Raw genomic sequence first — 24,669 nt, forward strand, 5'->3', positions numbered from 1 at the left:
ACATACTGGACACTCCGCCTGCTCACCCCGCTGCATCGCGATGACCCGCTGCCGGGTCCGCTGAAGCCTCCGCCGCGACCTGCACCGGCCGAGCAGAACACCGCCTCCGCCACCATCGCCTGCGGAAGCGGATCACCACGAATCCTGCTGCGCAGGCCGCTCTCTTGGCGGGCCAAGCGGCCGAGGTGTACGCCGTTGGCGGTACAGCAGCGATGGCAGCCGAGAGGCTCAGTGCTGCACGGATAAGGTCCCTACGTGACACACACCTTCGAAGAACTCCTGGACAAGCAACGTGCCGCCGACGAGGCGCACGCCGCCGTGCAAGCCCTACGCGGCCAAGGCGACCCGCCCGCTTACGAGACGGCGTGGCAGGCATGGCGCGACCTCGTCCGAGACGTGCAGGCCGCGGTCGCCGAGCACGCGAAAGAGCAGGGCGCGATGCGGGCCGGAGTGGAACTTGATGTGAAGAGGGCGGTCCGGTACACCGAGTAGCGAGCACGCCGGTCATCCTTCAGATCGTGTTGATCTGGGAGCAGGCGCGGATGGCAGCTTGGGCCTTCACTGGAGGTCTGATCTTGCTCCCCAACCGTGCCCGGCTGCTCGACGCCGCGGACGCGGTCGACGAGCTGCGTGCCCTGCTCTGAGCTTGGCACATATGGTCGGAGCTCGTCCTACCTTTCAAGCGTGGGCCTGAGGCGGTCATTCGTAAGATCGTCGGGCCCGGGGGTTCCGGGTATGGCTGTGAGCTTGGTCCCCGTTGGATAGCTCAAATGACTTGGCCGCCCGGGGCACCGCGACGACTCGACACGATTGCTGTGTAGGACAACGTCTGCGGGACTGTTGCGACGACGAGCTGGCGGAGGTGACCGTGCCCGAGATCTGGGCCGGCGTGGACATCGGCAAAGAACATCACCACTGCGTGGTGATCGACGCGCAAGGTGAGCGTCTGTTGTCGCGGCGGGTGCTGAACGATGAGTCCGCGCTCCTGGAGCTGATCGGCGACGTCCTTGCGCTTTCGGAGGACGCGTTGTGGGCGGTGGACATCAACCACGGCGGTGCCGGACTTCTCACAGGCCTGCTGCTGGGCCACGACCAGCCGAGGGTCTATCTCACCGGCCTCGCTGTTCACCAGGCATCAACTGCTTACCGCGGCCAGAGCAAGACTGACGCCAAGGACGCCTTCGTCATCGCCGACCAGGCCCGCATGCGCAATGACCTCGGCGTGCTCCGGCCAGGCGACGAGATAGCCGTCGACCTCAAGCTTTTGGTCCGCCGCCGCACCGACCTCGTCAACGATCGCACCCGCCAGATCAACCGGCTCCGAGAGCAACTCCTGGAGATCTGCCCAGCTTTGGAGCGGGCCCTCAGCCTGACGAACAAAGGGCCCGTCCTGCTGTTGACCGGCTATCAGACGCCGGCAGCCATCCGTCGCAGCGGTGTCAGGCGCATCGAGACCCGGTTGAAGAACCGCAAGGTCAAAGCTGCCACAGCGCTCGCCCAGGTCGTCGTCGAGGCAGCCCAGGCTCAGCACACTTCGCTGCCAGGCGAGACGCTGGCCGCGTCAATGGTGGCCCGCCTTGCGAAGGGGGTGATGGCTCTCGAAGAGGAGATCGCCGAGCCTGGACGCGCTCATCGAGGCCCGGTTTCACGAGCACCCGCACGCCGAGGTGATCCGCAGCCTGCCCGGCATGGGGCGTTCGCGCCGTCCAGGCTGCCCAGCTGGCAGCTTCGCCCCAGGCAAGCCCGGCATCTACCCAGCGTCCGCCCTCAGCCGCCTCCTGCCCAGCGACGAGAAGCTCTTGTATCTGCGCGCCGACTCAGGTTGGGGCTGGACGGACGTCACGGAGGCTCCTGGAAAGAGTGCGGGTGGCAACCGGCCGATGGAAGCAGAAGCGCCTCTTCCGCATGGCGTGCATTTGATTTTGCATCGGAGATCGGCGCCGACACTGCTGTCGGTCAGTGGGGATGCCGACGTGCTCGCCGTCATCCTGAGGGCTACGGCGAGGTGACGGAGGACGAGTTCAACGAGGAGCCTCGCCTTCACCGTCATTCCCGTGTTGTGGCTGGGCGATCCGTGCACGGCCACAGTTATAAGTTGGACTCATTGTGCCCAACTGAATTGTCGGCCAACAGCGGATGCGTCAGCGGTGCAGCGGTGTGACAGTAGGAAGTAAGGTGCCGAGCGAGAAGGCGGTTCTTGAGGTCGCGAAGCCTGATTGGAAAGGTTGGGTTACCAGTGCCTGACTCTAAGGTGACTGACGCTCAGAGCGATGCAATCTTCGCTGAGCTAGATGAGGCTGAGGCGCGTCTTCGAGAGGTGCAGAGGAAGGCTCGTCAGCTCCTGATGGGGGAGGACGATGACGGGTTCACTCGCTGCATGGTATTCGAATGCGGTTGCCCTTTCTACAAGTCTCCTACCTCCGGGCACTCCAGCCTCTGCACTCGTGCCACATGTCGCCATCCTTTCTCATCCCACGACTTTCGGTAGTACTGCAGCTGCAGTTACGGGGCCTAAACACCGTTCGCCGCAACCCACCCGAGGTCAACATGCAGCAGCACGGCCCAACGGACGCCCAGAAGAAGGCCTTCGAAGAGAACGAGGCCGACTTCCGCAGGTTCGGCGAGCAAATAAGCGGCATCCGGGAAACCGCCCGAGCGCGACTGGAGAACAGTGGCTGGGATCCTGGACAAAATGACGCCTGGCCCTGTCTGTCCTGCTGGTGCCCTGGCTTCGAACCCGGCGGCCCGCAGGGAAAATGCAAACGAGTCAGCTGTCGGCATCAAATGATCGACCACGACCTACCGACCTGACAGCGGGCCATCATCGGGCTGCATGGGAATTCGGCATCCGCTATCACACCAGGCCTGCTGCGAGTGGCATCAAGGCCAGTGTTACCAGCAGTGCAAAGTAACTCTCGCACCTTGCCGTGCAACCGCCGCAGCAGTAGGCGGATGAACAGCAAGCGATTCGTGTTACGGCGCTGTCTCCTGGCTATGCTGGGGTGACAGCGCCGCTGGTTTTGGGCCGGGCCTCCTGATCGAACGGGCGGTTTCGACGCCCATGTTTCGACCTCCAGCGCGTCAACGACGGCCACCCGCGTACGCTCCCGCTGACCGCCACCTACGTCATCGACCGCGTCGGCGTGATTCGTTGGGCCTTCGTCGACACGGGCTACACGGCCCGCGCGGAACCGGCGGACATCCTCGCTGCCCTCGACGATCTGGGCTGAGCACGCCGCTTCGGGCAGCCACGTCAGGGTCGAGCCGTCGCCCTGACGGGACTGCACACGGCCGAATCGAAATTACTGAAACTACGACGGCCCGTCCGACCTACCAACAACGTGGGACCGGCTGACCCTCCGGGTGTCGAAAGCGTCGGCATCCGGACCATCGCGGTGGCTGGCAGGAACCGGCACGTATCAGCGGGGATGAAGGTTCTCGCTCGCCCCGATGGCACGGGTCACGCGCAATCAGTCGGGGCCGCTCCAGTCGAACGGGAAGTGCTTGCTGGACTTGCCGCTGCGGTCCCAGTTGAAGCCGAAGGCATCGGCCTGGTCCGTGGTGGCGCGGCCCCACGTGGCGATCTGGCCCGGGCCCACCTCGGCACCGCCGGCGTTGTGAACCTGCACCCGTGCGCCGGCGGGCGTAGTGGGACCGGCCAGGGCCTCGGCGCGGGCGGTGACCCGGCCGGGGACCTCGACGCTCCACGACCCCAGGTCGTCGTCGATCTCGACGACGACAGGGGCGACTTCCATGCCGCGCACCTCGAAGGGGGCGAGCTCGCTGAACTCCTTCGGCCAGCCTCCTACCTCACCGCTGAAGATCGTGCCGAGCGCGGCGCGCTGCTGGTCGTCGGCGCGCTCGTCGACGAAGAAGGCCGCATACGAGTCGGTGGCGGCGCCGGCCCATATGTTGCCGGTGAAGGACCCGAGCATCAGGAAGTTCAGCCCGTCGAGCCGGACGTCCCCGTACCGGCCCTCGCGTATGTGCCAGACCAGCACTCCTTCGCAGTCGCCCTCGGTCGGGGGCTGGGCGAAGGTGCAGGGGCACGGTATGGCGCACTTACAGGTGTCGAACCAGTCGCCGACCAGGCGCCAGGCCGGGCTGGTGGTTGCTTCGGTCATCTCACTGACCTCCTCATCCCCCGTTACCGCAGGGCTCTGGGAGCGGCGAGGCTGCCCCGCACAGAGCCCGCGCCCACAACGGCGAAGCGACCTCATCTCCAGCATGCGCCTGCCCGGCCGGGAAACCCCAGCCCTGCGCGGGGCCGCCGCCTCACCGCACACCGCCCCCAGCGGGGATCGGACCCAGGTACTGGACTGAGCAGATCAAACGCGGCAAGGCAGCTGCCTGCCGGTCTGAAGGACATCCCGTCAGCCGCCGCACGAAACTGGTCCGGCCACTGCCTTCCGCTTTTGGGCCCTGCGATTCTGTGCTCTGCTGGAGATGTCTTCGCAGTGCTCGCCGTGCTTCCCGGCGTTGCGCAGCCCCACCACTGCGCGGGCCGCTGCACTGATCGGGCAGTGGGCGACCTCGGGAGGCGTGCCATGGCCCATCTCCGGTTCGCGCCGCCGGTGCCCACCCGGCCGGGGGTGCTGCTGGCGAGGCGTGATCTGGCCCTCGGCTGGGTTTTCCTGGTGTTGATCGCCGCTCTGGCATGGCTGCTCACGGTCGCCCAGTCTCGCGACATGGGGATGGAGCCGGGCACCATGGGCCTGACACTCCCGCTGTTCCTCCTCCTGTGGGTGGTCATGATGGCGGCGATGATGCTGCCGTCGCTGGCGCCCGTCGCCCTCACCTGGGTGCAGGCGATCCGCCGCACCACCGAAGGCCACGCCCGGGCCCTGCGCATCGCCGAGTTCGTCGGCGGTTACCTGCTCACCTGGACCGGGTTCGGGCTGCTCGTGTACGTGGCCCTGGCCGCGACCGGGCGTCTCGTCGACAGCGACCCGGATGCGGGCCGCTGGATCGGTGCGGGCGCGTTCCTGCTCGCGGGGCTGCAGCAGTTCGGCCCGCTCAAGCGCGTCTGTCTGCGGCACTGCCGCAACCCGATGTTCCAGCTGCTGCGGTACGCACGCTTCCGGCCATGGGCGAAGGACCTGCGGGTCGGTGCGCACCATGGGCTCTACTGCGTCGGCTGCTGCTGGGGTCTGATGATCGTGCTGATCCCTCTTGGTGTCATGAACGTGGCGGCGATGGCGGGACTGGCGACCGTGATCTTCCTGGAGAAGCTGTGGCGGGGAGGCCCCTGGCTCAGCTGGGCGGTCGGCCTCGCCTTCCTCGTCCTGGCCGCGCTCGCGCCGTTCCAGGACTGGCTGCTGCTGCCGGGCTTGGAGATGTCCGATCCGTCGATGGACGAGATGGTCGGCCGGAGTCGCTGACCGGTCGTCGTTCGGGCGGCCGGTGAAGTCGAAGGCCCGCGTCCCGGGCCGAGCCAGGGCTGCTTCGGTTGCATCGGGCGACTGGCACCATCAGCTCGTCCCCGATCACTCCGACCGCTAAGTTCCCTTCGTGTAGGAATGCCAGCCTCCGAACATGTGTTTCTCACTGATCGCCGGATAGGCGCCCAGCGGGGAGCGGATGCCTTCCGCCAATCCTTCGTCGTACGCCATCACTGACCTCGGATCGTGCGGGGCAGGTGGGTTGTAGTCAGGGATCGGCCCGCAGTCTGCGTTCGAGGTCGCGCAGGTCCTTGCCGAGGGAGGAGCGGATCTTCCTCGCCATGAGGGGCGAGGCGAGCCGGTGGTACCGGCCGGAATCGCCTCGGACGCGGATGCTCGCGAGTGTGCCGTCCGGGTGCGGGTCGAAGGTGTAGGTGACGTGCATCGGCATGGGCCCGGCCACGTACACCATGTCCAGCAGCCGCCCGGGATCGTGGGCGGCGACGCGGAGCACGTAGTCGATGCGCTTGCCGAGGAAGTGCGCCGTCCGGGTCACCTCGGCTCCGACGCCGAACCCGCCGCCGTCCGCCTTGCGGGTCAGGGCCGCCTCGCGGATGCCCTGCGTCCTCCTCCATAGCCCTGAACGGGCATGGGAGGTGCCCTCAGGCATCGTGGCGCGAGGCCATGGCGTATGCGGCCACCTGGCCGGGCGGGAGCGGGATCACCCGTTTGGCGCTCACGTCGATCGGCATGGCGTGACCCTGCTCAGAGGGTGAAGAAGGGCTGCGGGGTGCCCGACTCGGCGTACTTCTTGAACCGGTCCATCAGCAGGTCCCAGGTGTCGGCGGTGTGCGCAAGGTCGGGGTCGCCGTCGGCGAAGCCGGCGTGCCGGAAGTCCACCCGGGTGCCGGACCCGTCAGCGGTGGTGGTCAACTGCCAGGTGATGACGGTGCCGGCCCAGTGGGGCGGGAAGGCACCGATCGACGTCCACACGATCTCCTCCTTGTCCGCGCGGTCCCGGCGGAGCCGGAAGGGCTCGGGGATCTGCGGGAAGTCGAAGAGGAGGACCTCGCCGTCACGGTTCACGCCGGTGGTCCACCAGCCCGTGAGGCCGTCGTGGGTGTTCAGCGCCTCGTAGACCTTGGCGCGATCGGCGCCGATGTCGGTCCGGAAGGTGATCTCGGACATTGCTGCTCCTAGTGCGTGGGAGGGGGAAACGGGGCGGGGCTCAGACGGTGAAGTACGGGACCGGGGTGCCGGTCTCCACGTACTCCTTCAGACGGGCGAACATGCCCGCCCAGCCCATCGTGACCTCCCGGAACATGTCATCGATCTCCGCGAAACCGGTGTGGTCGAACCGGACCACCGTTCCGCCCTCGGGATGGGCCTCCAGGGCGGGCCGGTTCGTCGAGGTGGACCCGCCCAAGCGGCTGGTGTTCACCTGGGGCTGGGCTGAGGGCGGGATGCCCCTGCCACCCGGGCTCGACCACCGTGGAGATCACTCTCGAAGCCACCTCGGACGGCACCCTGCTGCGCCTGGTCCACAGCGGCCTGCCCTCGCCCGAGGCGTGCGCAGCCCACGAGGAAGGCTGGAAGCACTACACGGAGCGACTCGCCGCACGAGGCGAAGGCCGCGACCCCGGCCCCGACCACTGGATGTGACCTGCCTGCTCGCGGCGGCCGGCGACGCACCGCGCATACCGGGAGTTGTCAGTCCCGGACCGAACCGGGCGAACCTCCGAGCAGCAGCGGCAACATGCTGGGCATCTCAGCCACCGGTACCTCGATCCACGTGGAGCCCGCTTCGCTGAGGCAGTCCTGGAGGGCCCAGGCGAGTCGTGCCGGGGCCTCCGCCCGGAGGGCGGGCACGGAGAACGACTCCACCAGCCGGACGCAGTCGGGGCTGGGCTGGTCACTGCCGATGAATCGGCCTGCGAACCCGTCGGCCTGGATGCGCCGGACGTTGCCGTAGGCGTTGCCGTTGAAGACCACAGCCGTCACCCCAACCCCGTGCCTGCGGGCGGTCGCCAGTTCCTGCACATTCCAGCAGAACCCGCCGTCGCCGTTGATGGAGTCGACCGCCCGGTCCGGGAGGCCCACCTTGACACCCAGCGCCGACGGATAGTCATAGCCGAGGGTGCCCTGGTAGCGGGGGGTGAGGAAGGTCCCGGGGTGGTGGACGGGGTAGCCGACGGCCGCCCGGTAGCCCACCTGGGTCAGCTCGTCAAAAGGCATTGCATCTGGACGCGTCCTCGGCCACGCCGGGGCCGGATGGGACGGACGCTGTCAAGAAGATCCTCGGATTCTCCTCCATCGCAGTGGGAGTGGCGGAGCTCGCAACCGCGGGTGTGGCACTGGTCACGGGCAGGCCAGTGCGCAGAGCGACCTCGGTGTCGGCCATGCCCGGTTGAAGCGAATGCTGCGCTGACTTGGTATCAGCTCACGCTGGATACGCTGGCCGAGCCCGGGTATTAGGGTTTGAGCACCGCCAGTACATCGTCGAGTGAGACGTCGGCGGGGTCGCTCATATCGAGACCATCGAACGTCTGCCAGACATAGGACGCCGCCCCGCTCTCCCGCAGCGGATGCAAGTCGGCCAGGGCGGGATCGTCCCGGAAGCTGATGAACGCCTCTTCGGACTCCCATTCAACGAGAAACAGGACCTGCCGCGGAGCGACGTCACCGGCTACATTGTCTCGGAAACGACCGAACGCCACCATTCGACCACCATACTGCGGAGCCGATTCGGGCAAACGACTGAAATACGCGAGGTACTTCTCCAAGTCGACCACGTCAAACATGTTCAGGGCGTAAAACTTCTTCTTCTCCGAATTCGTACTCATTGTTAATACCCTCTCCGGTTTCAGGATGCCGACATTGCTGTTGATGATGACGCTGACGAAGGCCGCGATTTACGACTCTGAGGTCGCGGAAGTCTGAGTAGTGTGTCTTTTGTTCAGTAATCAGCTGTTCGGGTAATCAGCCCGCTGACGCTGGCGGACCTCACGCCACCGCGCTCAACAGGTCGGCCAGCACATCGGGCCTTTCCAGCGCGATGAAGTGCCCCGCTCCCGCCACCTGTGTGAAGTCGGCGGCCGGTAGCAGGTTCTTGTTCGCCTGCCGGTCCGAGGGGCGGGACCAGTCCTTCTCGCCGTAGACGAGGTGGACGGGTGCCTTGACCTCGGGGTAGCGCGAGCGGGCCGCGATGAGGCTGGGCAGGGCCTGGTACACGGCCCGGGCGACGATCGGGTAGCCACGGCGGGTGCCCACCTGGAGGAGCTCGTCCATGTAGTCGTCGCGCAGCGCGCTCTTGTCGCCGAGTCCGCCCTGCAGGATTTTGCGTAGGGCGGGCTTGGGCTCCACCCCGGCAATCACCGGACCTACCCCCGGGGCGAGAACACCGGTGACGACCACGCGGGCGAGGAGGCTCGACCGGGCGATTCCGCCGCGGAAGTCGTAGCTATTCACCGCGACGACGCGCCGTACCCGCTCCGGGAGATCGGCCGCGGTGGTCAGGGCGAGCACCGCCCCCATGGACTCCCCGACCAGTGTGACGTCGTGGAGGTCGAGTTCGGTCAGGAGCCGCTTGACGCCCTCGCGCATGGCCGGCTCGTCGTACGACGCCCCGGGCACGATCTCGGAGTAGCCCATCCCCGGCAGGTCGAGGGCGTACACGGTGAACCGGTCCGCGATGAGCGGGATGAGGAGGCGGAAGTGCTCGGCCTGCGTGCGCACGGTGTGCAGCAGGACCAGGGGAGCGCCGGTGCCCGCCTTGAGGTAGCGCAGGGTTCCCTCGCGGCTGTGGCGGCCTGCGCGCGGGGCGATGGTGTGGCTGGTGGTTTCTGGAATGTGGATCGTGGGACGTGACTCGCGGCTGGGCATCTCGCCGACTCCTTGTGTGTGAAGGGGGTTACTTCGCCAGCTGGGCGTACAGGCCGGCCGGGTCGCCGGCCAGGCCCGCCTTGACCTGCCGTGAGATGTCGTCAGCGAGCACCTCGTACGCGCCCGTCTCGACCCCGTCGAGGGCGAGGGCCGCGACGGCACGGGGGGCGGACTTGGGCGCCTCGACGCCGGCCGCGAGGTCCGTGTCCACGTAGCCCACGTGCAGTCCGGTGACTGCGATGCCGCGCGGCTGAAGCTCCAGGCGCAGGGAGTTGGTCTGCGACCAGAGGGCGGCCTTGGATGCGCTGTAGGAGCCGCCGAGGGCCAGCCAGGAGAGCACGGAGTGCACGTTGAGGAGGTGGCCGCCGCCGTTGCCCTCGATGACCGGCACGAAGGCCCGGGTGAGAAGCAGCGGACCGTAGAAGTTGGTCTCGAACTCCCGGCGCACGTCGTCCACCGGGGAGTCCAGGAAGGACGCGCCGACCGAGGCACCGGCGTTGTTGATCAGCACGGTCACATCCTGCGCCTGCGCGGCGGCGGCCGTCACGGAGGCGGGGTCGGTGACCTCCAACGCCACCGGGACCGCGTCCGGGTGCGTCACGCTGCGCGGGTCCCGGGCGGTGGCGTACACCTTGCCCGCGCCGCGCGAATAGAGCTCCTCCACCAGGGCCTTGCCTATGCCTCGGCTGCCGCCGGTGACGAAGACGTTTGCGCCCTTCAAAGCAGTCATGACTCTCTCCACAGAATGGGAAACCGATCGGTTTCCACCAAGGTAGACCGATCGGTTTCAAGGCGCAAGCCCGCCACAGTCGAGTTTCCCGACCGTGTCGTAGAGCCACCCCGGGACGATGTCGGGGGTGAGGTGGAGGCGGAGGGGGCAGGGGGATGCCTTCAACGCCGGACAGGTGCCCTCAGGCTCTCGACGTACAGGGGGATGTGGTCGCCTCGGCCACTTCCAGGTCACGGACCGTGACAGCCGCCGCGGAGAACTCGAGCACTCGCTTGGCCCGGCGACCGTGTCCACGGTCACCACCCACCGAAGACGAGGTCGTGCAGTTCGAGGCGGCTTCCCTTCATGTTCCAGGACTCGGCGGCGAATCGACCGGCGCTCTTGTCCTCGGGGATCTTGAGATCGCTGATGTCACGGATGAGGGAGGCCCCAGTGGTGGGCCTCCGCTGGAGCGACGTCTTGGTGCTCCGGCGGCCTGGAAGATCCAGACCAGGACCCCGAACGTCGCGGCCAGTGACAACATGTCCATCGCGATGGCCTTCAGCGGCAGCACCACCGAGCCGAGCGTCCAGAGTGTCGACGTAGACCGCCGACTCACCGGCCAAATACGCCTGGGGCGTCCTGCGGTGTTGGCGGTGCGGCACAAGTGTCCGACGCTGACATGGGCGCTCCGTCGGCCGCGCACGGCAGCTGCCTGCCCGATGCTGGTGGTGCGGGGCCGACCCGACCCGAACAATCCCGTACTGCTGGCGGTCGACGGCTCGCCGACAGGCGAGAACGCCGCTGAGTCCGCCTTCACCGAGGCCACGAGCGAGCCGCCTGGAGCGTGCGTACGCCGAGTGGCCACTGCGGACCGAATGGAGGGACGCTGGAGGGAGCTGATCCAAGTTCCCGAAGCCATTTTCGATCGCCGGGAAGGCTGCCACCAGGTCGGGTGACCAGCTGATGGGAGGAAACCATGAGGGTTGGAGTGCTGACCGGCGGCGGTGACTGTCCCGGCCTCAACGCCGTGATCCGCAGCGTCGTCCGCAAGGGCGTCCAGGAGTACGGCATCGACTTCGTCGGTCTGCGGGACGGCTGGCTCGGCGCGCTCCAGGACAGGGTGATGCCGCTCGACATCCCCAGCGTGCGCGGAATCCTCCCCCGCGGCGGAACCATCCTCGGCTCCTCCCGCACCAACCCGTTCAAGCACGAGGACGGCCTGCGGCGTGTGCAGGACACCCTTGCAGCGCACGACGTGGACGCGCTCATCGTGATCGGGGGCGAGGACACGCTCGGTGTCGCCACCGAGCTGAGCCGTCAGGGGATCAACCTGGTCGGTGTACCGAAGACCATCGACAACGACGTGTCCGGCACCGACTACACCTTCGGCTTCGATACCGCCGTCGGCATCGCGACCGAGGCCATCGACCGCCTCCACACGACCGCTGAGTCGCACATGCGCACCCTGGTGGTCGAGGTGATGGGACGGCACTCAGGGTGGATCGCGCTGCATGCGGGCATCGCGGGCGGCGCCAACGCGATCCTCATCCCGGAGCAGCCGTTCGACATCGATCAGGTCTGTGCGTGGGTGCAGAGCCGGTTTGAGATCAACTATGCGCCGATCGTCGTGGTGGCGGAGGGGGCTGTCCCCCATGAGGGACAGATGATGCTGAGGGACCAGGCGTTGGACGAGTTCGGCCATGTGCGGCTGTCCGGAATCGGCGAGTGGCTGGCCCGGGAGATCTCGGAACGCACGGGCACGGATGCTCGCACCACGGTCCTGGGGCACATCCAGCGCGGCGGGACTCCCAGCGCCTTCGACCGGTGGCTGGCCACGCGCTTCGGGCTGCATGCCGTCGACGCGGTCAAAGACGGTGACTTCGGCAAGATGGTGGCCCTGCACGGCACGCAGATCGTGCCGATTCCGCTCGCCGATGCCACAGAGACGACCAAGAAGGTCGATCCGTCGCTCTACGACGAGTTCGAGGTGTTTTTCGGCTGACCCCCAGCGACTCGCCGGATCGCCGTCGGACCCGCTGGTCCACCATCAGCCCACGTGCGGAACGACTGCCACCGGACAGCGGGCGTGGTGCAGTACGGCGTGGGCGATGGGCCCCAGTCTGCCGTCGACCGCCTGCGGATCGGTACGGCGGCCCACGACGAGCAGCTCCGAACCGCGGGAGGTGTTCAAGAGCGCTTCGGCGGGGTGGAGCAGCACGACATCGGAACGGACCGTCACCCGCGGGTACTTCTCCTGCCACGCGCGCAGGGCGTCGGAAAGCTGCAATACCTCTTGATCCTCCCAGGTGGCGCGGTCCTCCTCGGTCACTGTCAGCGTCCGGGGAGACACGGAGTCGGCAGGAAAGGCCCATGCCTGGACGACCCGCAGACATGCTCCCCGTGCCTCAGCGGCCGAGAACGCGAAGTCCGCCGTTTCGCTGACCGGGTGATGCGCGTCGAACCCCACCACCGCCTGGGCGGCGCCGGGTGCTGCGGGTCTCCCTGCCCCCAAGGCGCCGGCGGGCTGTCGAGGCACCAACACGACGGGGCAAGCGGCTGCCATGGCCATCCGCAGGGCCACCGAGCCGACCGCGAGACAGTCGAAGCCGCCCGCGCCCCGTGTGCCGACCACAAGGATCCCGGCAGTGCGTGCCGCGGCCAGGAGTGCCGAGGCCGGTGCGTCATCGGCCTGTTCAGTCCGTATGGCGAGGTCCGGGTAGCGGTCGCTGAGGTCGCCAACCGCCCGCTGGAGCATCTGCTCACCCACGCGACGCAACCTTTCCACGGCCGGGAGCGGCACGGCGGCGCCCGGCAGCAGTGGGGAGGCATGTATCAGGCGCAGCTGAACGCCACGCAGCGCGGCCTCTCGCGCCGCCCAGTCGGCTGCCATCGAACTGTGCACAGACCCGTCGATACCCGCCAGCACAGGGCGACTCATCGTGTCCTCCTTCGCCGGGCGTGGACCTCCGCAGGAGAACCGCTCAACCCCTGCCCTTTCCCTTCCACTGTTCCACGGCGGGAACGCGATGGCGTCTGCAAGACGCCGGCAAGCTATCTCGCCAGACTCGGTCTGCTCAACGTGATCGGTACCTGGCTCCCGGTCCTCGTCCTTGTCCCGGCGGCGCTCGCCGTCTGGAGTGCACCCGCGCATCGTGTCGCCCTGATGGCCACGGCCATCGGCGTCGGAATCATGATGATCGTGCTGCTCGTCGGTCTCGCCGTGATGCGCCAGGTCTATCTGGACTCCGTCCCCCGACCGCCCCGCCGCAGGACACCGCGGGCGACATCTTCGACATCTTCACTGGGTCGGTATGTCGGAGGCTGCCTCGAAGAGGGAACCAAGGGATTCATCGTTCGGAAGATAATCTTCTCCGGAAAAGGCGAGACAGCCGGCGGCCCATCTCCGGCTCCCACAGCCCCGCCTGGTGACGAGGACGTGCAGGGGAGTGGATGTAGAGAATGCGGCCACCAGCGCGGTGATCACGTCCGCTCTTCCGGGGCGGTCGTCTCCGAGCCGCCTTGGTCCAGGCGGAATGGTGGGTACTTGTCCGTCATCAGGGTGGCGTAGGCGGTTACGCGCAGGACCCACCGGTTGAGGCCGATGATCAGGTCGAACAGATCCTTCGGATACTTCTCGGTGAAGACCAGGATCACGGCCGCGATGACCGTCAGCAGGGCGATCAGGCCGCCGGACCACCAGCCGAGGTGGGCGCCGCCGAGGAAGAAGCCGATGACCATGTAGTGCGGGATGGCCAGGAGCCACCACTTCACCAGTACCAGGCCGCGGGAGAGCCGCTCCGGGTAGGCGATGTCCAGCCGTGCCGGGTAGTCCGGTTCCTCGCCCAGGCTGAACGGCGGATACCGGTCGGTGCCCAGGGCGTCGTACGAGTAGTACGAGACCCGCCAACTCCAGCGCAACACTCCTAGGTTGAAGTCGAACAGGGCACGGGGATAGCGCTCGGTGAACAGGATGGCGAAGAACGCGATCACGGTCACCACGGTGAAAGCGATCCAGAGGAAGAACAGCACCACGTAGTGCGGAATGGCGAGGAGCCACTTCACGAGCCACAGCCATCGGGACAGTGGCGAGTCGATACGCGCGTTCACCTGGACCGGGCGGTCGTGGAATGCAGCTGGAATCGTCACGGTGATCAGCTCCCTTCCCCGGCGTATGCGCCGCCGGGCGGCCTCATGACCAGCCTGGCTGCTTCCGCCCTGGCTCGCGAGGGCAGACGGGTCCGTTCCGGTGGCCTATCGGCTGGTCCCCGGTGCACAAGCGGTACCCGAGGCTGCCATAGCCGAGCACGATAAAGCTGCCGTGACGCACTGTGCGGCGGGTCGCTCGGCCCGAATGACCCCACCAGCCGAGGCGGTGGGACCAGCCTGCCCCTGCGGGCGGCGGCCGTCGGGGGCAGGCTGGAAAGACGAAGTCATTCCGTTCGAAGGCGGCCCCCCGAAGCGGCGTCCCACCATCATCGACGCCGGTGGTTCCGGGCAGCAGGTGACTGCGCGTAAGGGCTACCGGTCGCTGTTGCCCCCCGGCACCAGCACTCGGAGTGGCGGACGCTCAGGTCCTCGATCACGACCGTTTGGTTCTCACGGACGAGACGCGTCGACAGCTTGCGCAGGACGTCGCGGCGCCGGTCGGCGATCCGCGCATGCGCACGGGCGAACTTGCGGCGGGCCTTCTCGCGGTTCGCCGACCGCGCCCGGCCCGGGTTGGGCCCGGCCAGGGCGGAGGTCCTGGGCAGTCATGGCCGAGGCTCAGGGCCTCTGCTCAAGGTCAGGCGGCCTGCGCGACGGGCAGGATGGCCACTCTTCTTGCTCCGAGTCGGTCGGCGGGCCATCAGGCCGGGAGTCACTGCGAGCGCCCACCGAGTCGCCATGATCGGGGTGATCACGGACCGACCATGGGGCCGGCCGTCCCGCGGACACCCCCGACCACAGCGGGTCAGCGCGTCCGGAGCAGCACGGTCTGCATGAGGAACGTCCCGTGCAGTGGCTGCACGGAAGCATGGATCCGCGTCAGGTTGCGGTGGGTGTTGCGGCAAGAGTTGCGCTGGGTGCGTGTCTCTATGCCGAGTCCGTCGTCGATGAGGTAGCTGCTGTTCTGATCGGAGGCCGATCCTTGCTGGTAGACGCTTGTCGTGGCCAACTGCGCTGTTAGCGTTGCTGCTTGAGCGAGGGGGAAGACAGCACGTGACATCGACTGCGTTTTGTATCGGCGGGGATCTAAAAGTACGGCGGTTGGGGTTCGGGGCCATGCACTTGCCGACGGAACCGGGCCCGTGCCGCGAGACCTCTCTCGCCGTCGCCCGGCGGGCCGTCGAGCTGGGTGTCACGGTGGTCGACACCGCGTATCTCTATGGCGGGGGAGCCAATGAGGAACTCCTGGCTGAGGCCCTGCACCCCTACCCGGATGGACTGCTGATCACGACCAAGGTTGGCGTTGCTCGATCGGGCTCCTCAGGCGAGTGGAAGCTCGACGGGCGGCCAGCCGTGCTGCGGGAGCAGGTCGAGCAGGCGCTCCGCCGGCTGCGGGTCGAGCGGATCGAGCTTCTTCAACTGCACCGCATCGACCCCGAAACGCCGCTCGCCGACCAGGCCGGCACGCTGGGGGACCTGCAGGCTGAGGGCGAGATCGGCCGGATCGGGCTGTCCGAGGTCACCGTCGACGAGCTCAACCAGGCACGGGAGATCATCGACGTCGCGAGCGTGCAGAACCGATATAACCTGCTCGACCGTGAGCACGAGCCCGTGCTCACGGCCTGCGAAGCGGCAGGAATAGCGTTCCTGCCATGGCGCCCCGTCGCCTGGGGCAACTCGGGGGCAAAGGTCGAGGTCGCTTCCGTAGCGACCGAGCTCGACGCCACTCCCACGCAGGTCGCACTCGCCTGGCTCCTCGGCCACTCACCCGTCATCCTCCCGATCCCTGGCACCGCCCGGATCGATCACCTGGAGGAGAACCTCATTGCGGAGCGTCTCGAAATGACCCCGGTGCACCGCGATCGCCTCGACAGTCTGTCCGAAGTGGCATAGGGCTCGGGCAGCGGCGACAGCGCCTGGTAGAGGGCACGCGACACGCTGGCAACCGGCTCCAGCCCCGACTCGTTCGGACGAGTCGAAGCCAAGGAGGCAGCCCGGGAACACGTCCGGCACCGCGCGGACGGCCCGCGCTGTCGTCATCACGCATTCCAGGGGCCCGGGGTGCCGCTATGGGTTTGGTCAAGTGCCAGGAGCGATACTGGGCATCGACTGTCTCTGGGGAGAATCGATGAGTGGGTGGGCAGGGCTTGGTTGGGGTCTGGCCTTTGGGGCCGCTACTTCGCTGGTGGCCTTCAACTACCGCGATGTTGCGTGGCGGATCTACGGCTTCATGGCGAACACGGTGGGGATCAATCAGCTCCTGACGCCAGCGCTGGTCAGGTTCACCTGTGGTGTTCTGGCAACCGTTTCGATAGTGAGCGTCGCGGTTGGTCTCGCCCGGCCCTGAGTGACCGACGAGGAACGCAGGTCTCTCATGTTGTCGTGGTTGACCCGGCTTCATAGAAGCTGCCGTCGCGGAGCTTCGGGAACAGCACGTCGGCCCGTCGTCTCGCGAGGCAGAGCAGGGTCCTCGAAGGCACCGGCCGCTTCCGGTCACTTTCGTGTTGCTCGGCACCGGCCCGCACAGGGGCGAGCGCGCGGGTCGATGCCGAGGGGGCGTGGAGGTGCGGTTTCCGGACGGGTGGGGGTATAGGTGGGTCAGTTCTTGGCGTCGGAGGTGCCGAAGATCTCCAGTTGATAGGTGCCCGACGGGGAGTAGGCGCCCTTCCGCAGATAGGCGGCGGTGTCGCCCGAACGCAGAAGAGGGCTGGTGATGGGCACCTTCTCTTTGGCGAACGCCTTGTCCACCTGGGGTTTCACCCCGTCCAGCCAGGCTGCGGCGGCCTTCCCGTCGGAGCCCGGGTGGTCGAGACCGACGCAGGCCTGCAGGAACTCCTCGTACCGGGGGGCGTTCGCGGTCGCCGAGCAGTAGAACTGCCTGAGGTCGCCGGAGAGGTCCCAGATGGCAGCCACTTGGAAGTCGCTGTTCTTCGTCGGGTGTGCCTCTCCTCCGACCTGCCAGGCCGGCTCGCTGAAGGTGAGCTTCTGCCGCTTCCCGAGTGTGATGTGCCAGTCGGCCGCGAGTTCCTTGAGGAAGCTCTGCCCGGTGTAGCCCTTCGCCATCACCGTGGATTTCACATCCGTGGGCACGTCCTGCTTGGCAGCCGGGTATGTCGGCCAGTTGTCTATGCCCGTGGGGCGGGGTTGTGGGCTGGTGGCAGTGGCGGCGGTGCTCGGAGAGGCGTCCGCGGTGGGGTTCGTGCCCGAAGACGCGGACGAACCCGCGCTGTTGGTGTCGTGGCCGGCCGAACAGCCGGTCAGGGCCAGCGCGACGACCAGCACGGCGGTGTACCGGGGGCGGTGGGTCGGGAGATGCATGGTGGGACTCCGCGAGAGGGGGGAGAGGGGCGTCCACGGCCCGGTGGGTTCCGGGCCGTGGACGCGGTGCCGGGTGGGATCAGGAACCGGTGAAGCAGGGACCGGTGGCCGCGGTCGTGGTCACCTGGAAGACCGCCGCGTCGTAGGCCACGTCCAGATCGCCGGTCGCGCCCGCGAACGACGTGTTGTCCGTCTGCATGTAGGCGCCCTCCCAGAGCCTGAGGCCGACGTGGCCCACCAGCACTCGGTGCCGGGGCTGGCCAGGGGAGTGTGGTGTTGTGCGCATGGGGGTTGGTGCAGCACAGGCTGGTCAGGGATGACGGGGCGGCCAGATCGGCCGCCGTCCCGGATCCGTTCACCGGCGTGCCGCGGATCCGCCGTAGATCCGTTTGCGCACCCGATGTACCAGCTCATTCGCGGCCTGCGGCCACTGTGCGTACTGAAAGTCGAAGCCTGCCTGGGTCAGTCGGCCCGGGACGACACGGCGGCTCTTCAGCAGCAGTTCGGTGTCGGAACGAAGAGCGAGCGCGCCGACCTCGGCCATCCACTTGGTCGCAGGGAGACCCACCGGTACACCCCACGCGGAGCGCAGGGTACGCATGAATGCGCGCTGCGGCAGAGGATGGGGAGCCGCCAGGTTCACCGGCCCTGCGATGTGTTCCTTGTCGATCAAGAACTCCACCGCGCGCACGAAGTCATGTTCGTGGATCCACGACACGTACTGTGCCCCACCGGCGACCGGGCCGCCGAGACCCAGGCGGGCCAGTCCCAGCAGGACGGCGAAGACCCCGCCGGGGTCCGGGCTCATCACCATGGCCGAGCGCAGAGCGACCTTGCGCGTGGCCGGCGTCACGGCCTGCTGCTGAGCCTGCTCCCAGGCTTTGGCTATCTCGACGCTGTACGCCCAGTAGTCCGGCACGCCCGGTTCGGTACCGCCGATCACACCCGTGGCCTCGTCGTTTGGGGCGTCGAAGCGGTGCGCGTACACCGTGGCGGTGCTCATCTGCAGCCAGACCCGGGGCGGTCGGGCAGCGCCCGCGATCGCGGTACCCACGACCCGGGTGGAGTCGACCCGGGAGTCCATCATTTCCTGCAGATTGGCCGCCGTGTAGCGGCAACTCACAGTGCGTCCGGCCAGATTGATGACGATGTCGCTGCCGTCCACCGCCGCCGTCCATGGCCCCAGAGTTCGACCGTCCCATTGGACCTCGCCGTCGCGCCTGGGGCGTCTGGTGAGAATCACGACCTCGTGGCCTGCGGCATCGAGCGCGCGCTTCAGGACCGCGCCGACCTGTCCGGTGCCCCCAGGAATCACAATCTTCATCGCTACCCCCTCCTTCGTCTCGGGTGAGCCTAGACCAAAGAGTTGAACGTGTTCAAAACGGTGTCGGGGTCGGCCGGAGAGCGTTCGCGATCACGCGTGTGATGGCCGGTCATGTCACCAGCGGCACGACTGGGGCGGTCCTGGCCGTCACAAGCCAGGCGGGGCCGGCCGGGACCGGCGGGTGCCGGGTGAGAAGACGACCACTCTCCAGGAAGGACACGCCGACGGGCGGAAGGCGCTCAGACACCGAAGTCGCGGCCGGGAGCGGCGTGCCCTGACGGTCGACACCAAACGGCCACGGTCCCGTTCACTCGGTATCCGGGTTCCGTATCCGGTGCCAGTGGCCTAAAACGCTGGGCGGGTGACGACGGTCAATCCCTTCGAGGTCGACAAGCTGTCGGGTCTCTCGACGAAACGGGGGATTCACATGAACATCCTTCAGCGTGCCGCAGAGGTCGGAGCGGTCACGGCCGCCGTGGTCGGCGCCATGGGGGGCATCGCATCGCAGGCAGGGGCGGCGACGCCTCTGGCGAAGTACAACGGTGTCTGCGGGGCGGGCTACACGGTGGTCGACTCGGCACCGGTCGGTACGGCGGGCACGGTCTACCCGACGTACAACCCGTCGACCGGACAGGACTGCGTGGTCACCGTGCGCGACCGTCCCGGCGCCGCCGTGTCCATGCTGGCAGCGGTCACGGACGCCCAGGACGTCGACCCCGAGTTTCCCCTACTGGGGACGGATCTCCGGCCAGAGCGGCGGAGCGAACAACGTGCACTGCACACCACTGACCGACTGAGCGGTCTCACTTGGTCTTCCGCGTAGGACGGCCGAGGTGGTCCAGCGTGTTCCGCAGGTGGGCGGCATTCCTCCCGACCTGGCCGTGCCACGGTCCGTATCCACACCGGCAGGGGCCACGACACTGACAGCGACCTCTACATGGACCGCCACAACGAGGCGTGGGACAACCACTCCGACACCGCCACCCTGCGCAACGACCACGACCGCTTCATCGACGAGTCCTGGGGCCGCCACGGCGGTCGCCACCACGGCGGTGGCCACCACAACTGACTGTCTTCCCGCACTTGCGCATGAGGTGATGGCGCAGGTGTGAGGGGATGTGGCCCGTAGAGGGTGGGCACATGCTGTTCCTGCTTGGCCATGTGGTCTGCAGGAACGACGGGCGGTATGGCTGAGGTGCAGGAGATGGCCGCTGCTCATGCCGACCTCGCGGCCGAGGGCCGCCATGGTGAGCTTCTCCAGGCCGCGTTCGGCGATCATCTCCATGGCGGCGACGAGTACGTGGTCGCGGGGCGGGGCGCTGTTGCGTCTGCGAGGTTCACAGCTCGGCCACCCGTACCGCGTCGGGCAGGAAGCCCGTCTCGTACGGAGCGGAGCAGTCGGCGTACAGCGTCGCCACCACGGCACCGCACGCCGCGCACACCTCGTTGGGCCCTTCGCGGCCCGGCGGACCGCAGCACCCGATCTCCTGGAAGGCGGGGTTGGCGGACAAGTGGCCGCGGGTGTCCTCGGGGTGGACCACCAGGGTGCCGCGCGGTCCGCCGGAGATCAGGAAGCCCTCCCCGTCGGGGTCGCCGAGGCAGGAGTGGCCCGGGTTGGCGGCATCGCACCACTCGGGATCGGGATGCGGCACATACGGCGCCCCGGAGGGCTCCGGGTCCACCGCGTACGTCCCGCGCGGCACCGTCGGCGGGGCGTGCCGGGAGCCGTCGGGTCCCTTTCGTCCGTCGAACTCCGGGCGGGGCGGCAATTCCGGCAGGAGCCGCAGCGGCTCGGTCAGGCGGCTTCCGCAGGCGGCACAGGTCAGCACGTTCACCCCCACGTTCTACCTGACCGTCGCCCTGGGCTGCTGCTGAGTAATGCAGTGGATGCCACCCCCTTCTGTCCCTCTGCGAGTCAGCAACAGGCCGTATCAGCCGCACTTCCGGAGGCCCGGCAGAAGCGCCGGGCCGATCCGGGGTGCGGTCCGGGGTCCCGGAGCCAGCTATGCCGCGCTCGGCGGGGTTGACTGGAAGTGGCGCCGGCGCGCGCGGAGGAAGGGCACCGTGCTGCTGAGCAGGACCAGGGCCAGGACAACCACGCCCGCGGGGGTGAGCTGGACCGTCACCTGCAGCGTGGTGGGCAGCACGGCCACCGCCACTCCCGCGACGGTCAACCGGTTACGCGTGCCGAAGAGCAGGGCGATCGCGAGGACCCCGGCCCACAGGACCCCGGCCCACAGCGGGCCGATGGCGCTGAGAACGCCCATAAAGGGGTAGTACAGGTCGACGAGCTGCACGCCCGACACCAGGACGGCCGCCAGGGCGGTGGTTGCCGTGATCGTGCGGCGTTGGGACAGGGAGGGGCCGAGCAGATCCCTGGGTGCGGCGAGGACGATGGCGCCGGTGAGCAGCGGCACGGCCAGTCGGATCACTGCGATCGAGGGGGTGCCGTGGAAGCCGGAGGAGGAGAACGCGGCCAGCAGGACGTCGGCCAGGCACAGCACCATCGCCGGCACGACCAGTGCACGGGCCACGGTCCAGCGCCCGGTCCAGACAGCCGCGAGCGCCGCCAGCCAGAGCAGCGGCGTGAGGCCCGTGTTGGCCAGGCTCATCACATTCGGCGAGGACGCCGGCGAGGTCCGGACGTCGGGGGCGAAGAGCCACAACAGGCCCGCCACGAAGCTACCCGTCGCCACGGCGACAGCCAGCGGGGCCGCCTGCGCCAGGACCTGACCCGCCATCCGGTCGGAGCCCAGGCCGGTGCGCCGCCGCAGGCCATGGCCGGCGACATCGAGCGCCTCGCGCAGCCGGCCGAGCGGGCCGGCATCCTGCGTCGCCTCGGTATAGATCGCGGTCAACTCGGCTTCGTGCTCAGCGCGGTAGGCGGCCGGATGGAGGCGCAGCGCCCAGCGGAACGCGAGTGAGCTGTGTTGCTGCGTCATGCCAGGGCCCCCTTCGGGCGGATGGCGTGGGCGCGACGGGCGGCCAGTCGACGCTCCGCCTCGGCGACGACGGCACGCAGCCGCTCCGTCTCGGCGGCCAGCACGTCTTGGCCGGCCTCGGCGAGGGCGTAGACCTTGCGCGCCCGACCGTCCACGACCTCCTCGCGCTCGACTCGGATCAGGCCCTGTTGGACCAGCCGGTCCAGCGCGCCGTAGAGAGTACCGGTGCGCATCCGCACACGGCCCTGGGAGATCGCGTCGATCTCCTGAATCAGTCCATAGCCGTGCCTCGGCTCGTCGGCCAGGGCAGTGAGCAGGAGCAGCGTCGGCTCCTGAAGCGGTCGCTCATTCATGCCGCCTATATATATCAGTGACCGGCATATGTTGTCGATCGACTCATCGTTCTGCCGCCCGGAAGCCCGATCCGCTGCCTGAGGGCCTGGCCGCTGTGGCGGCGGCGCGTCGGCGGGCTGATATCGCCCAGTACCCGATCGCACAGATGGTCGCTGGCGGGCTGCACCCCAGCGCCGAATTTGTCGCCTAGCGGCCGCGGCGGGGTCCGGCTGGACTGGGAGGAAGGCCAGGGCTGGTACCTGACCGGGTTCGCTCCCCATGACGTGCTGCTCTACACCGCTATCACGGTGCTGCGCACCCTCATGGCGGCCCCCCGAGACGGTCGCCGACGGTGCCGAGCATCTGGTCCGCCACCGGCGGCTGCCCGACCAGGAGTTCCGGATGGAGTGGACCGGCGCCCGGGAGGTACGGGCTGCCGCCATCGACGTCCGCCGCACCCGCCCCGGTCTGGGGCCCGCCATGCCCGGCCGGGACCACGGCTCCGGTACAAGGGAGGGTGTGCAGCTGACGATAGACACGCAGACCGATACCTATGAACAGGCGATCGCGGCGGTGCAGGCGGCCTACGGCCTCAACCCCGCCGCCGTGGCGAGCAGTTGACCAGATGCCCCCGCGGCGGTGCCGCGGCCGGGTCCGGAGAGCCTGAGCGGCCCTCGCCTCCTGGCTGCTCGACTCCGCGGAGACGGGAACCACCGGCGCGTACAACACTGTCGGCCCTGTCGTTGCGTTCGAAGAGTGGATCGAGCTGTCCCGCGCCGCCGGCGGGCACACCGGTCGGGTGGTCACCGCCGCATCGGCGTGGCTGCTCGCCCACGGCGTGGCCCAGTACATGGGGTCCGAATCGCTGGCGATGCGGCTGGTTGAGCCGGGCTTGGAGGGGTGGTCGGCCCGGGACGGGGCCTCGGCGCAAGCCGCGGGGCTGCGTCACCGGTCCCGGTCGGAGATGCTGGCCGACACGCTGCGCTGGGAACGCGAGCAGGGGTTGGACCGGGAGAGGCGCGCAGGCCTCAGCGCGCAGCGCGAGCGCGAGTTGCTCGACGCCCTAGGACGGGCATGAGCAATAAGGGCTCGTAACACGATCTTGTGATTCGTCGCTGGCGAGCGTGTCCGGTGTGTCGATTTGGCTGTTCGTGAAGGTGTGAGCAACAGGCCGTGGATCGTGGACGATGCGTTGTGGGCGGTGATCGAGCCGCTGCTGCCGAAGTGGCCGGAGCGGTCGCCGGGGCCGCGTCCGGTGGACGACCGGCGGTGCCTGCAGGGCATCTTGTTCGTGCTGTACACCGGAATTACGTGGCAGCAGCTGCCCCTGGAGCTGGGCTTCGGCTCGGGGCAGACCTGCTGGCGGCGGCTGGGCCGGTGGCACGAGGCCGGCGTCTTCGAGAAGCTGCACCGGATACTGCTGGCCGATTTGAACGCGGCCGGCCAGATCGACTGGTCGGGCGCCTGCGTGGACGCCTCCCATGTGAAGGCGAAAAAGGGGGCGAGGCGACCGGACCGTCCCCGGTCGACCGGGGCAAGACCGGCAGTAAGCACCACCTGATCTGCGACGGACGCGGCACCCCGTTCGCGGTCATCACCACCGCGGCCAACGTCAATGACGTCACTCAGATGCTCGCCCTGGTCGACGGCATCCCGCCAGTAGCCGGCCGCATGGGGCGTCCTCGCGCGCGCCACGATGCCCTGCTGGGCGACAAGGGCTACGACAGCAACCCCAACCGCCGGGAGCTGCGCAAGCGCCGAATCCTGCCGGTCATCTGCCGCAAGGGCAGCCCCAACATCGAGGGCCTGGGCAAGCTCCGCTACGTCGTCGAGCAGACCTTCGCCCTGCTGCACCAGTTCAAGCGCCTCGCAATCCGCTGGGACCGACGCCTCGACCTGCACGACGCCCTCGTCTCACTCGCCTGCGGACTCATCTGCTGGAGAAGACTCTGATGACGGCGTGCGCGATCAGGCTGAGCCCTCCTACGCTGATCAGCTGTGACTGACACACCTCAACTCTGGCTCAACAGCGGGCTCCGCGCTTTTGAGATAGTCCACTGCCGAGTGACAGGGCATCGAGGACGATTCGGCGTGGAAGTCGAGGTGGTCGCTCCAGCATCCGCTGTTCCGGCCTTCATCGACTTCGTGAACCTCACCGACAGCCTGGAACACCCACGCCCAGAGGACTTCCCACCGATCGGGAGCATGCTCGATGCCGTCGCGCTCGACTTCATGCCTTGGGGTGAGCTGCGCTTGACGGCTCGTCCATCGTCACTGGCATCTCAGCGGCTGCCGGATTCGCCCGCACAAGAGAACGAACTGCCTCGGGCAATCCCCTGACGTCTGCTGAACCATCTGCTAGCCCAAGATCGTGTTACGAGCTCTAAGTGGCCTGAGAAACCCGTTGGGATGCAGGGCTCCTTTCGCGCTTTCCGGAGTCTATCGACGGGGCGGCAGAAATTTGTACTCGCTCAGGAGGGAATGCAGCGCTCACAGACACACTTTGGCTGCACTCTCACTACCTTCTCGCGTACTTCTGACGTCTCTGTGCCAACAAAACCGCAGGTCAAAAGTGATATCGTGTGACTCCGGTCACTTTATAGCGGAAGCGCAGCGCTCGTTCTTCCGCGC

Annotated in this window: 28 protein-coding genes and 6 pseudogenes; 15 read left to right on the top strand and 19 right to left on the bottom strand. The window is 67.9% G+C overall.

What is annotated here, in order from left to right; genetic code table 11:
• Positions 1 to 255: 255 nt before the first annotated feature.
• The 3 genes and pseudogenes from M2157_RS47485 to M2157_RS47495 form a co-directional block, all read left to right on the top strand.
• The gene (locus M2157_RS47485; protein ID WP_280868600.1) at positions 256 to 492 is read left to right on the top strand and encodes a hypothetical protein; all 237 of its coding nucleotides are present in this window, start codon (positions 256 to 258) and stop codon (positions 490 to 492) included.
• A 376-nt stretch (positions 493 to 868) separates the two neighbouring features.
• Positions 869 to 1,694 (top strand): annotated as a pseudogene (locus M2157_RS47490) (IS110 family transposase); the annotation flags it as partial.
• Positions 1,695 to 3,065: 1,371 nt separating this feature from the next.
• A pseudogene (locus M2157_RS47495) lies at positions 3,066 to 3,230 on the top strand (AhpC/TSA family protein); the annotation flags it as partial.
• A gap of 240 nt (positions 3,231 to 3,470) precedes the next feature.
• Here the strand turns inward: M2157_RS47495 and M2157_RS47500 are convergent.
• Positions 3,471 to 4,124 carry a DUF1326 domain-containing protein gene (locus M2157_RS47500; RefSeq protein ID WP_280859287.1) on the bottom strand — a complete coding sequence of 218 codons (654 nt, stop codon included), beginning with the start codon at positions 4,122 to 4,124 and terminating at the stop codon, positions 3,471 to 3,473.
• 423 nt (positions 4,125 to 4,547) lie between these two features.
• On the opposite strand from M2157_RS47500, the gene M2157_RS47505 reads away from it, so the two are divergent.
• Positions 4,548 to 5,381 (top strand): DUF2182 domain-containing protein, encoded by an 834-nt coding sequence (locus tag M2157_RS47505; protein WP_280859286.1) that lies wholly within the window; start codon positions 4,548 to 4,550, stop codon positions 5,379 to 5,381.
• Between the two features lie 268 nt (positions 5,382 to 5,649).
• Here the strand turns inward: M2157_RS47505 and M2157_RS47510 are convergent, their stop codons facing one another.
• From M2157_RS47510 to M2157_RS47520, 3 genes are all read right to left on the bottom strand, one after another.
• The gene (locus M2157_RS47510) at positions 5,650 to 6,051 is read right to left on the bottom strand and encodes a hypothetical protein (RefSeq protein WP_280868601.1); all 402 of its coding nucleotides are present in this window, start codon (positions 6,049 to 6,051) and stop codon (positions 5,650 to 5,652) included.
• Positions 6,052 to 6,146: 95 nt separating this feature from the next.
• Positions 6,147 to 6,569 (bottom strand): SRPBCC domain-containing protein, encoded by a 423-nt coding sequence (locus tag M2157_RS47515; protein ID WP_280868602.1) that lies wholly within the window; start codon positions 6,567 to 6,569, stop codon positions 6,147 to 6,149.
• A 40-nt stretch (positions 6,570 to 6,609) separates the two neighbouring features.
• The gene (locus M2157_RS47520) at positions 6,610 to 6,822 is read right to left on the bottom strand and encodes a hypothetical protein (protein WP_280859284.1); all 213 of its coding nucleotides are present in this window, start codon (positions 6,820 to 6,822) and stop codon (positions 6,610 to 6,612) included.
• A gap of 50 nt (positions 6,823 to 6,872) precedes the next feature.
• Here M2157_RS47520 and M2157_RS47525 point away from each other — a divergent pair, with 50 nt between their 5' ends.
• Positions 6,873 to 7,043, top strand: a complete 171-nt coding sequence (locus M2157_RS47525; protein WP_280859283.1) for an SRPBCC domain-containing protein — start codon at positions 6,873 to 6,875, stop codon at positions 7,041 to 7,043.
• A 48-nt stretch (positions 7,044 to 7,091) separates the two neighbouring features.
• Here the strand turns inward: M2157_RS47525 and M2157_RS47530 are convergent, their stop codons facing one another.
• The 4 genes from M2157_RS47530 to M2157_RS47545 all read right to left on the bottom strand — a co-directional run bounded on the left by M2157_RS47530 (position 7,092) and on the right by M2157_RS47545 (position 9,993).
• Positions 7,092 to 7,616 (bottom strand): thiamine pyrophosphate-dependent enzyme, encoded by a 525-nt coding sequence (locus tag M2157_RS47530; protein WP_280859282.1) that lies wholly within the window; start codon positions 7,614 to 7,616, stop codon positions 7,092 to 7,094.
• A gap of 236 nt (positions 7,617 to 7,852) precedes the next feature.
• On the bottom strand, positions 7,853 to 8,224 hold the full coding sequence (locus tag M2157_RS47535; protein WP_280859281.1) for a DUF1330 domain-containing protein: 372 nt from the start codon (positions 8,222 to 8,224) through the stop codon (positions 7,853 to 7,855).
• Between the two features lie 160 nt (positions 8,225 to 8,384).
• Entirely contained in the window at positions 8,385 to 9,263 is an 879-nt protein-coding gene (locus tag M2157_RS47540; protein WP_280859280.1) for an alpha/beta hydrolase, read from the bottom strand.
• A gap of 28 nt (positions 9,264 to 9,291) precedes the next feature.
• Positions 9,292 to 9,993 (bottom strand): SDR family oxidoreductase, encoded by a 702-nt coding sequence (locus M2157_RS47545; RefSeq protein ID WP_280859279.1) that lies wholly within the window; start codon positions 9,991 to 9,993, stop codon positions 9,292 to 9,294.
• Positions 9,994 to 10,313: 320 nt separating this feature from the next.
• Here M2157_RS47545 and M2157_RS47550 point away from each other — a divergent pair, with 320 nt between their 5' ends.
• Entirely contained in the window at positions 10,314 to 10,931 is a 618-nt protein-coding gene (locus tag M2157_RS47550; RefSeq protein ID WP_280868603.1) for a hypothetical protein, read from the top strand.
• A gap of 20 nt (positions 10,932 to 10,951) precedes the next feature.
• Entirely contained in the window at positions 10,952 to 11,977 is a 1,026-nt protein-coding gene (locus tag M2157_RS47555) for a 6-phosphofructokinase (protein WP_280859278.1), read from the top strand.
• Between the two features lie 45 nt (positions 11,978 to 12,022).
• Here the strand turns inward: M2157_RS47555 and M2157_RS47560 are convergent, their stop codons facing one another.
• The 4 genes and pseudogenes from M2157_RS47560 to M2157_RS47580 all read right to left on the bottom strand — a co-directional run bounded on the left by M2157_RS47560 (position 12,023) and on the right by M2157_RS47580 (position 15,130).
• Positions 12,023 to 12,913 (bottom strand): universal stress protein, encoded by an 891-nt coding sequence (locus M2157_RS47560; RefSeq protein ID WP_280868604.1) that lies wholly within the window; start codon positions 12,911 to 12,913, stop codon positions 12,023 to 12,025.
• 542 nt (positions 12,914 to 13,455) lie between these two features.
• Positions 13,456 to 14,115 carry a DUF4389 domain-containing protein gene (locus tag M2157_RS47570; RefSeq protein ID WP_280868782.1) on the bottom strand — a complete coding sequence of 220 codons (660 nt, stop codon included), beginning with the start codon at positions 14,113 to 14,115 and terminating at the stop codon, positions 13,456 to 13,458.
• A gap of 416 nt (positions 14,116 to 14,531) precedes the next feature.
• Positions 14,532 to 14,678: pseudogene (locus tag M2157_RS47575) on the bottom strand (transposase); the annotation flags it as partial.
• A 248-nt stretch (positions 14,679 to 14,926) separates the two neighbouring features.
• Positions 14,927 to 15,130, bottom strand: a complete 204-nt coding sequence (locus M2157_RS47580; RefSeq protein ID WP_280868605.1) for a hypothetical protein — start codon at positions 15,128 to 15,130, stop codon at positions 14,927 to 14,929.
• A gap of 44 nt (positions 15,131 to 15,174) precedes the next feature.
• On the opposite strand from M2157_RS47580, the gene M2157_RS47585 reads away from it, so the two are divergent.
• Together M2157_RS47585 and M2157_RS47590 are read left to right on the top strand one after the other, a co-directional pair.
• The gene (locus M2157_RS47585; protein WP_280868606.1) at positions 15,175 to 16,014 is read left to right on the top strand and encodes an aldo/keto reductase; all 840 of its coding nucleotides are present in this window, start codon (positions 15,175 to 15,177) and stop codon (positions 16,012 to 16,014) included.
• 292 nt (positions 16,015 to 16,306) lie between these two features.
• The gene (locus M2157_RS47590; RefSeq protein WP_280859274.1) at positions 16,307 to 16,468 is read left to right on the top strand and encodes a hypothetical protein; all 162 of its coding nucleotides are present in this window, start codon (positions 16,307 to 16,309) and stop codon (positions 16,466 to 16,468) included.
• A 251-nt stretch (positions 16,469 to 16,719) separates the two neighbouring features.
• Here M2157_RS47590 and M2157_RS47595 read toward each other — a convergent pair whose 3' ends face one another.
• From M2157_RS47595 to M2157_RS47605, 3 genes are all read right to left on the bottom strand, one after another.
• Positions 16,720 to 17,439 (bottom strand): hypothetical protein, encoded by a 720-nt coding sequence (locus M2157_RS47595; RefSeq protein WP_280859273.1) that lies wholly within the window; start codon positions 17,437 to 17,439, stop codon positions 16,720 to 16,722.
• A gap of 79 nt (positions 17,440 to 17,518) precedes the next feature.
• Positions 17,519 to 17,725 (bottom strand): hypothetical protein, encoded by a 207-nt coding sequence (locus tag M2157_RS47600; RefSeq protein ID WP_280859272.1) that lies wholly within the window; start codon positions 17,723 to 17,725, stop codon positions 17,519 to 17,521.
• Between the two features lie 69 nt (positions 17,726 to 17,794).
• Complete coding sequence (locus M2157_RS47605; protein ID WP_280859271.1) at positions 17,795 to 18,763, bottom strand: TIGR01777 family oxidoreductase; 969 nt, start codon at positions 18,761 to 18,763, stop codon at positions 17,795 to 17,797.
• A 361-nt stretch (positions 18,764 to 19,124) separates the two neighbouring features.
• On the opposite strand from M2157_RS47605, the gene M2157_RS47610 reads away from it, so the two are divergent.
• Both M2157_RS47610 and M2157_RS47615 read left to right on the top strand, forming a co-directional pair.
• Positions 19,125 to 19,586, top strand: a complete 462-nt coding sequence (locus M2157_RS47610) for a hypothetical protein (RefSeq protein WP_280859270.1) — start codon at positions 19,125 to 19,127, stop codon at positions 19,584 to 19,586.
• A 54-nt stretch (positions 19,587 to 19,640) separates the two neighbouring features.
• A pseudogene (locus M2157_RS47615) lies at positions 19,641 to 19,832 on the top strand (lamin tail domain-containing protein); the annotation flags it as partial.
• A 126-nt stretch (positions 19,833 to 19,958) separates the two neighbouring features.
• Here M2157_RS47615 and M2157_RS47620 read toward each other — a convergent pair.
• The 4 genes and pseudogenes from M2157_RS47620 to M2157_RS47635 all read right to left on the bottom strand — a co-directional run.
• A pseudogene (locus M2157_RS47620) lies at positions 19,959 to 20,048 on the bottom strand (TetR family transcriptional regulator); the annotation flags it as partial.
• Between the two features lie 52 nt (positions 20,049 to 20,100).
• A complete protein-coding gene (locus M2157_RS47625) occupies positions 20,101 to 20,598 on the bottom strand; it encodes a hypothetical protein (RefSeq protein ID WP_280859269.1) in 498 nt (165 codons plus the stop codon).
• Positions 20,599 to 20,766: 168 nt separating this feature from the next.
• A complete protein-coding gene (locus M2157_RS47630; protein WP_280868607.1) occupies positions 20,767 to 21,705 on the bottom strand; it encodes a hypothetical protein in 939 nt (312 codons plus the stop codon).
• Entirely contained in the window at positions 21,702 to 22,058 is a 357-nt protein-coding gene (locus tag M2157_RS47635) for a PadR family transcriptional regulator (RefSeq protein WP_150485061.1), read from the bottom strand. Before M2157_RS47635 ends, M2157_RS47630 begins: the two co-directional genes overlap by 4 nt.
• A gap of 382 nt (positions 22,059 to 22,440) precedes the next feature.
• On the opposite strand from M2157_RS47635, the gene M2157_RS47640 reads away from it, so the two are divergent.
• The 4 genes and pseudogenes from M2157_RS47640 (at position 22,441) to M2157_RS47655 (ending at position 24,378) form a co-directional block, all read left to right on the top strand.
• Positions 22,441 to 22,659 (top strand): hypothetical protein, encoded by a 219-nt coding sequence (locus tag M2157_RS47640; protein WP_280859267.1) that lies wholly within the window; start codon positions 22,441 to 22,443, stop codon positions 22,657 to 22,659.
• Between the two features lie 52 nt (positions 22,660 to 22,711).
• Positions 22,712 to 23,116: pseudogene (locus tag M2157_RS47645) on the top strand (oxidoreductase); the annotation flags it as partial.
• Between the two features lie 81 nt (positions 23,117 to 23,197).
• Positions 23,198 to 23,991, top strand: a protein-coding gene (locus M2157_RS47650) for an IS5 family transposase (RefSeq protein WP_280868608.1) whose coding sequence is annotated in 2 segments (ribosomal slippage) — positions 23,198 to 23,515 and positions 23,518 to 23,991 — 792 coding nt in all. Because the reading frame shifts where the segments join, the coding sequence is not laid out codon by codon here.
• Positions 23,992 to 24,129: 138 nt separating this feature from the next.
• Positions 24,130 to 24,378 carry a hypothetical protein gene (locus tag M2157_RS47655; RefSeq protein WP_280859265.1) on the top strand — a complete coding sequence of 83 codons (249 nt, stop codon included), beginning with the start codon at positions 24,130 to 24,132 and terminating at the stop codon, positions 24,376 to 24,378.
• The last annotated feature ends 291 nt before the right edge of the window (positions 24,379 to 24,669 follow it).

It is taken from the genome of Streptomyces sp. SAI-127 (assembly GCF_029894425.1).
Classification (GTDB): Bacteria; Actinomycetota; Actinomycetes; order Streptomycetales; family Streptomycetaceae; genus Streptomyces.

Bases quoted from the DNA above. Each gene is read 5' to 3' on its own strand.
- M2157_RS47500 (WP_280859287.1), bottom strand. From the start codon at position 4,124: ATGACCGAAGCAACCACCAGCCCGGCCTGGCGCCTGGTCGGCGACTGG.
- M2157_RS47505 (WP_280859286.1), top strand. From the start codon at position 4,548: ATGGCCCATCTCCGGTTCGCGCCGCCGGTGCCCACCCGGCCGGGGGTG.
- M2157_RS47510 (WP_280868601.1), bottom strand. From the start codon at position 6,051: ATGCCTGAGGGCACCTCCCATGCCCGTTCAGGGCTATGGAGGAGGACG.
- M2157_RS47515 (WP_280868602.1), bottom strand. From the start codon at position 6,569: ATGTCCGAGATCACCTTCCGGACCGACATCGGCGCCGATCGCGCCAAG.
- M2157_RS47530 (WP_280859282.1), bottom strand. From the start codon at position 7,616: ATGCCTTTTGACGAGCTGACCCAGGTGGGCTACCGGGCGGCCGTCGGC.
- M2157_RS47535 (WP_280859281.1), bottom strand. From the start codon at position 8,224: ATGAGTACGAATTCGGAGAAGAAGAAGTTTTACGCCCTGAACATGTTT.
- M2157_RS47540 (WP_280859280.1), bottom strand. From the start codon at position 9,263: ATGCCCAGCCGCGAGTCACGTCCCACGATCCACATTCCAGAAACCACC.
- M2157_RS47545 (WP_280859279.1), bottom strand. From the start codon at position 9,993: ATGACTGCTTTGAAGGGCGCAAACGTCTTCGTCACCGGCGGCAGCCGA.
- M2157_RS47555 (WP_280859278.1), top strand. From the start codon at position 10,952: ATGAGGGTTGGAGTGCTGACCGGCGGCGGTGACTGTCCCGGCCTCAAC.
- M2157_RS47560 (WP_280868604.1), bottom strand. From the start codon at position 12,913: ATGAGTCGCCCTGTGCTGGCGGGTATCGACGGGTCTGTGCACAGTTCG.
- M2157_RS47595 (WP_280859273.1), bottom strand. From the start codon at position 17,439: ATGCATCTCCCGACCCACCGCCCCCGGTACACCGCCGTGCTGGTCGTC.
- M2157_RS47600 (WP_280859272.1), bottom strand. From the start codon at position 17,725: ATGCGCACAACACCACACTCCCCTGGCCAGCCCCGGCACCGAGTGCTG.
- M2157_RS47605 (WP_280859271.1), bottom strand. From the start codon at position 18,763: ATGAAGATTGTGATTCCTGGGGGCACCGGACAGGTCGGCGCGGTCCTG.
- M2157_RS47630 (WP_280868607.1), bottom strand. From the start codon at position 21,705: ATGACGCAGCAACACAGCTCACTCGCGTTCCGCTGGGCGCTGCGCCTC.
- M2157_RS47635 (WP_150485061.1), bottom strand. From the start codon at position 22,058: ATGAATGAGCGACCGCTTCAGGAGCCGACGCTGCTCCTGCTCACTGCC.
- M2157_RS47640 (WP_280859267.1), top strand. From the start codon at position 22,441: ATGGAGTGGACCGGCGCCCGGGAGGTACGGGCTGCCGCCATCGACGTC.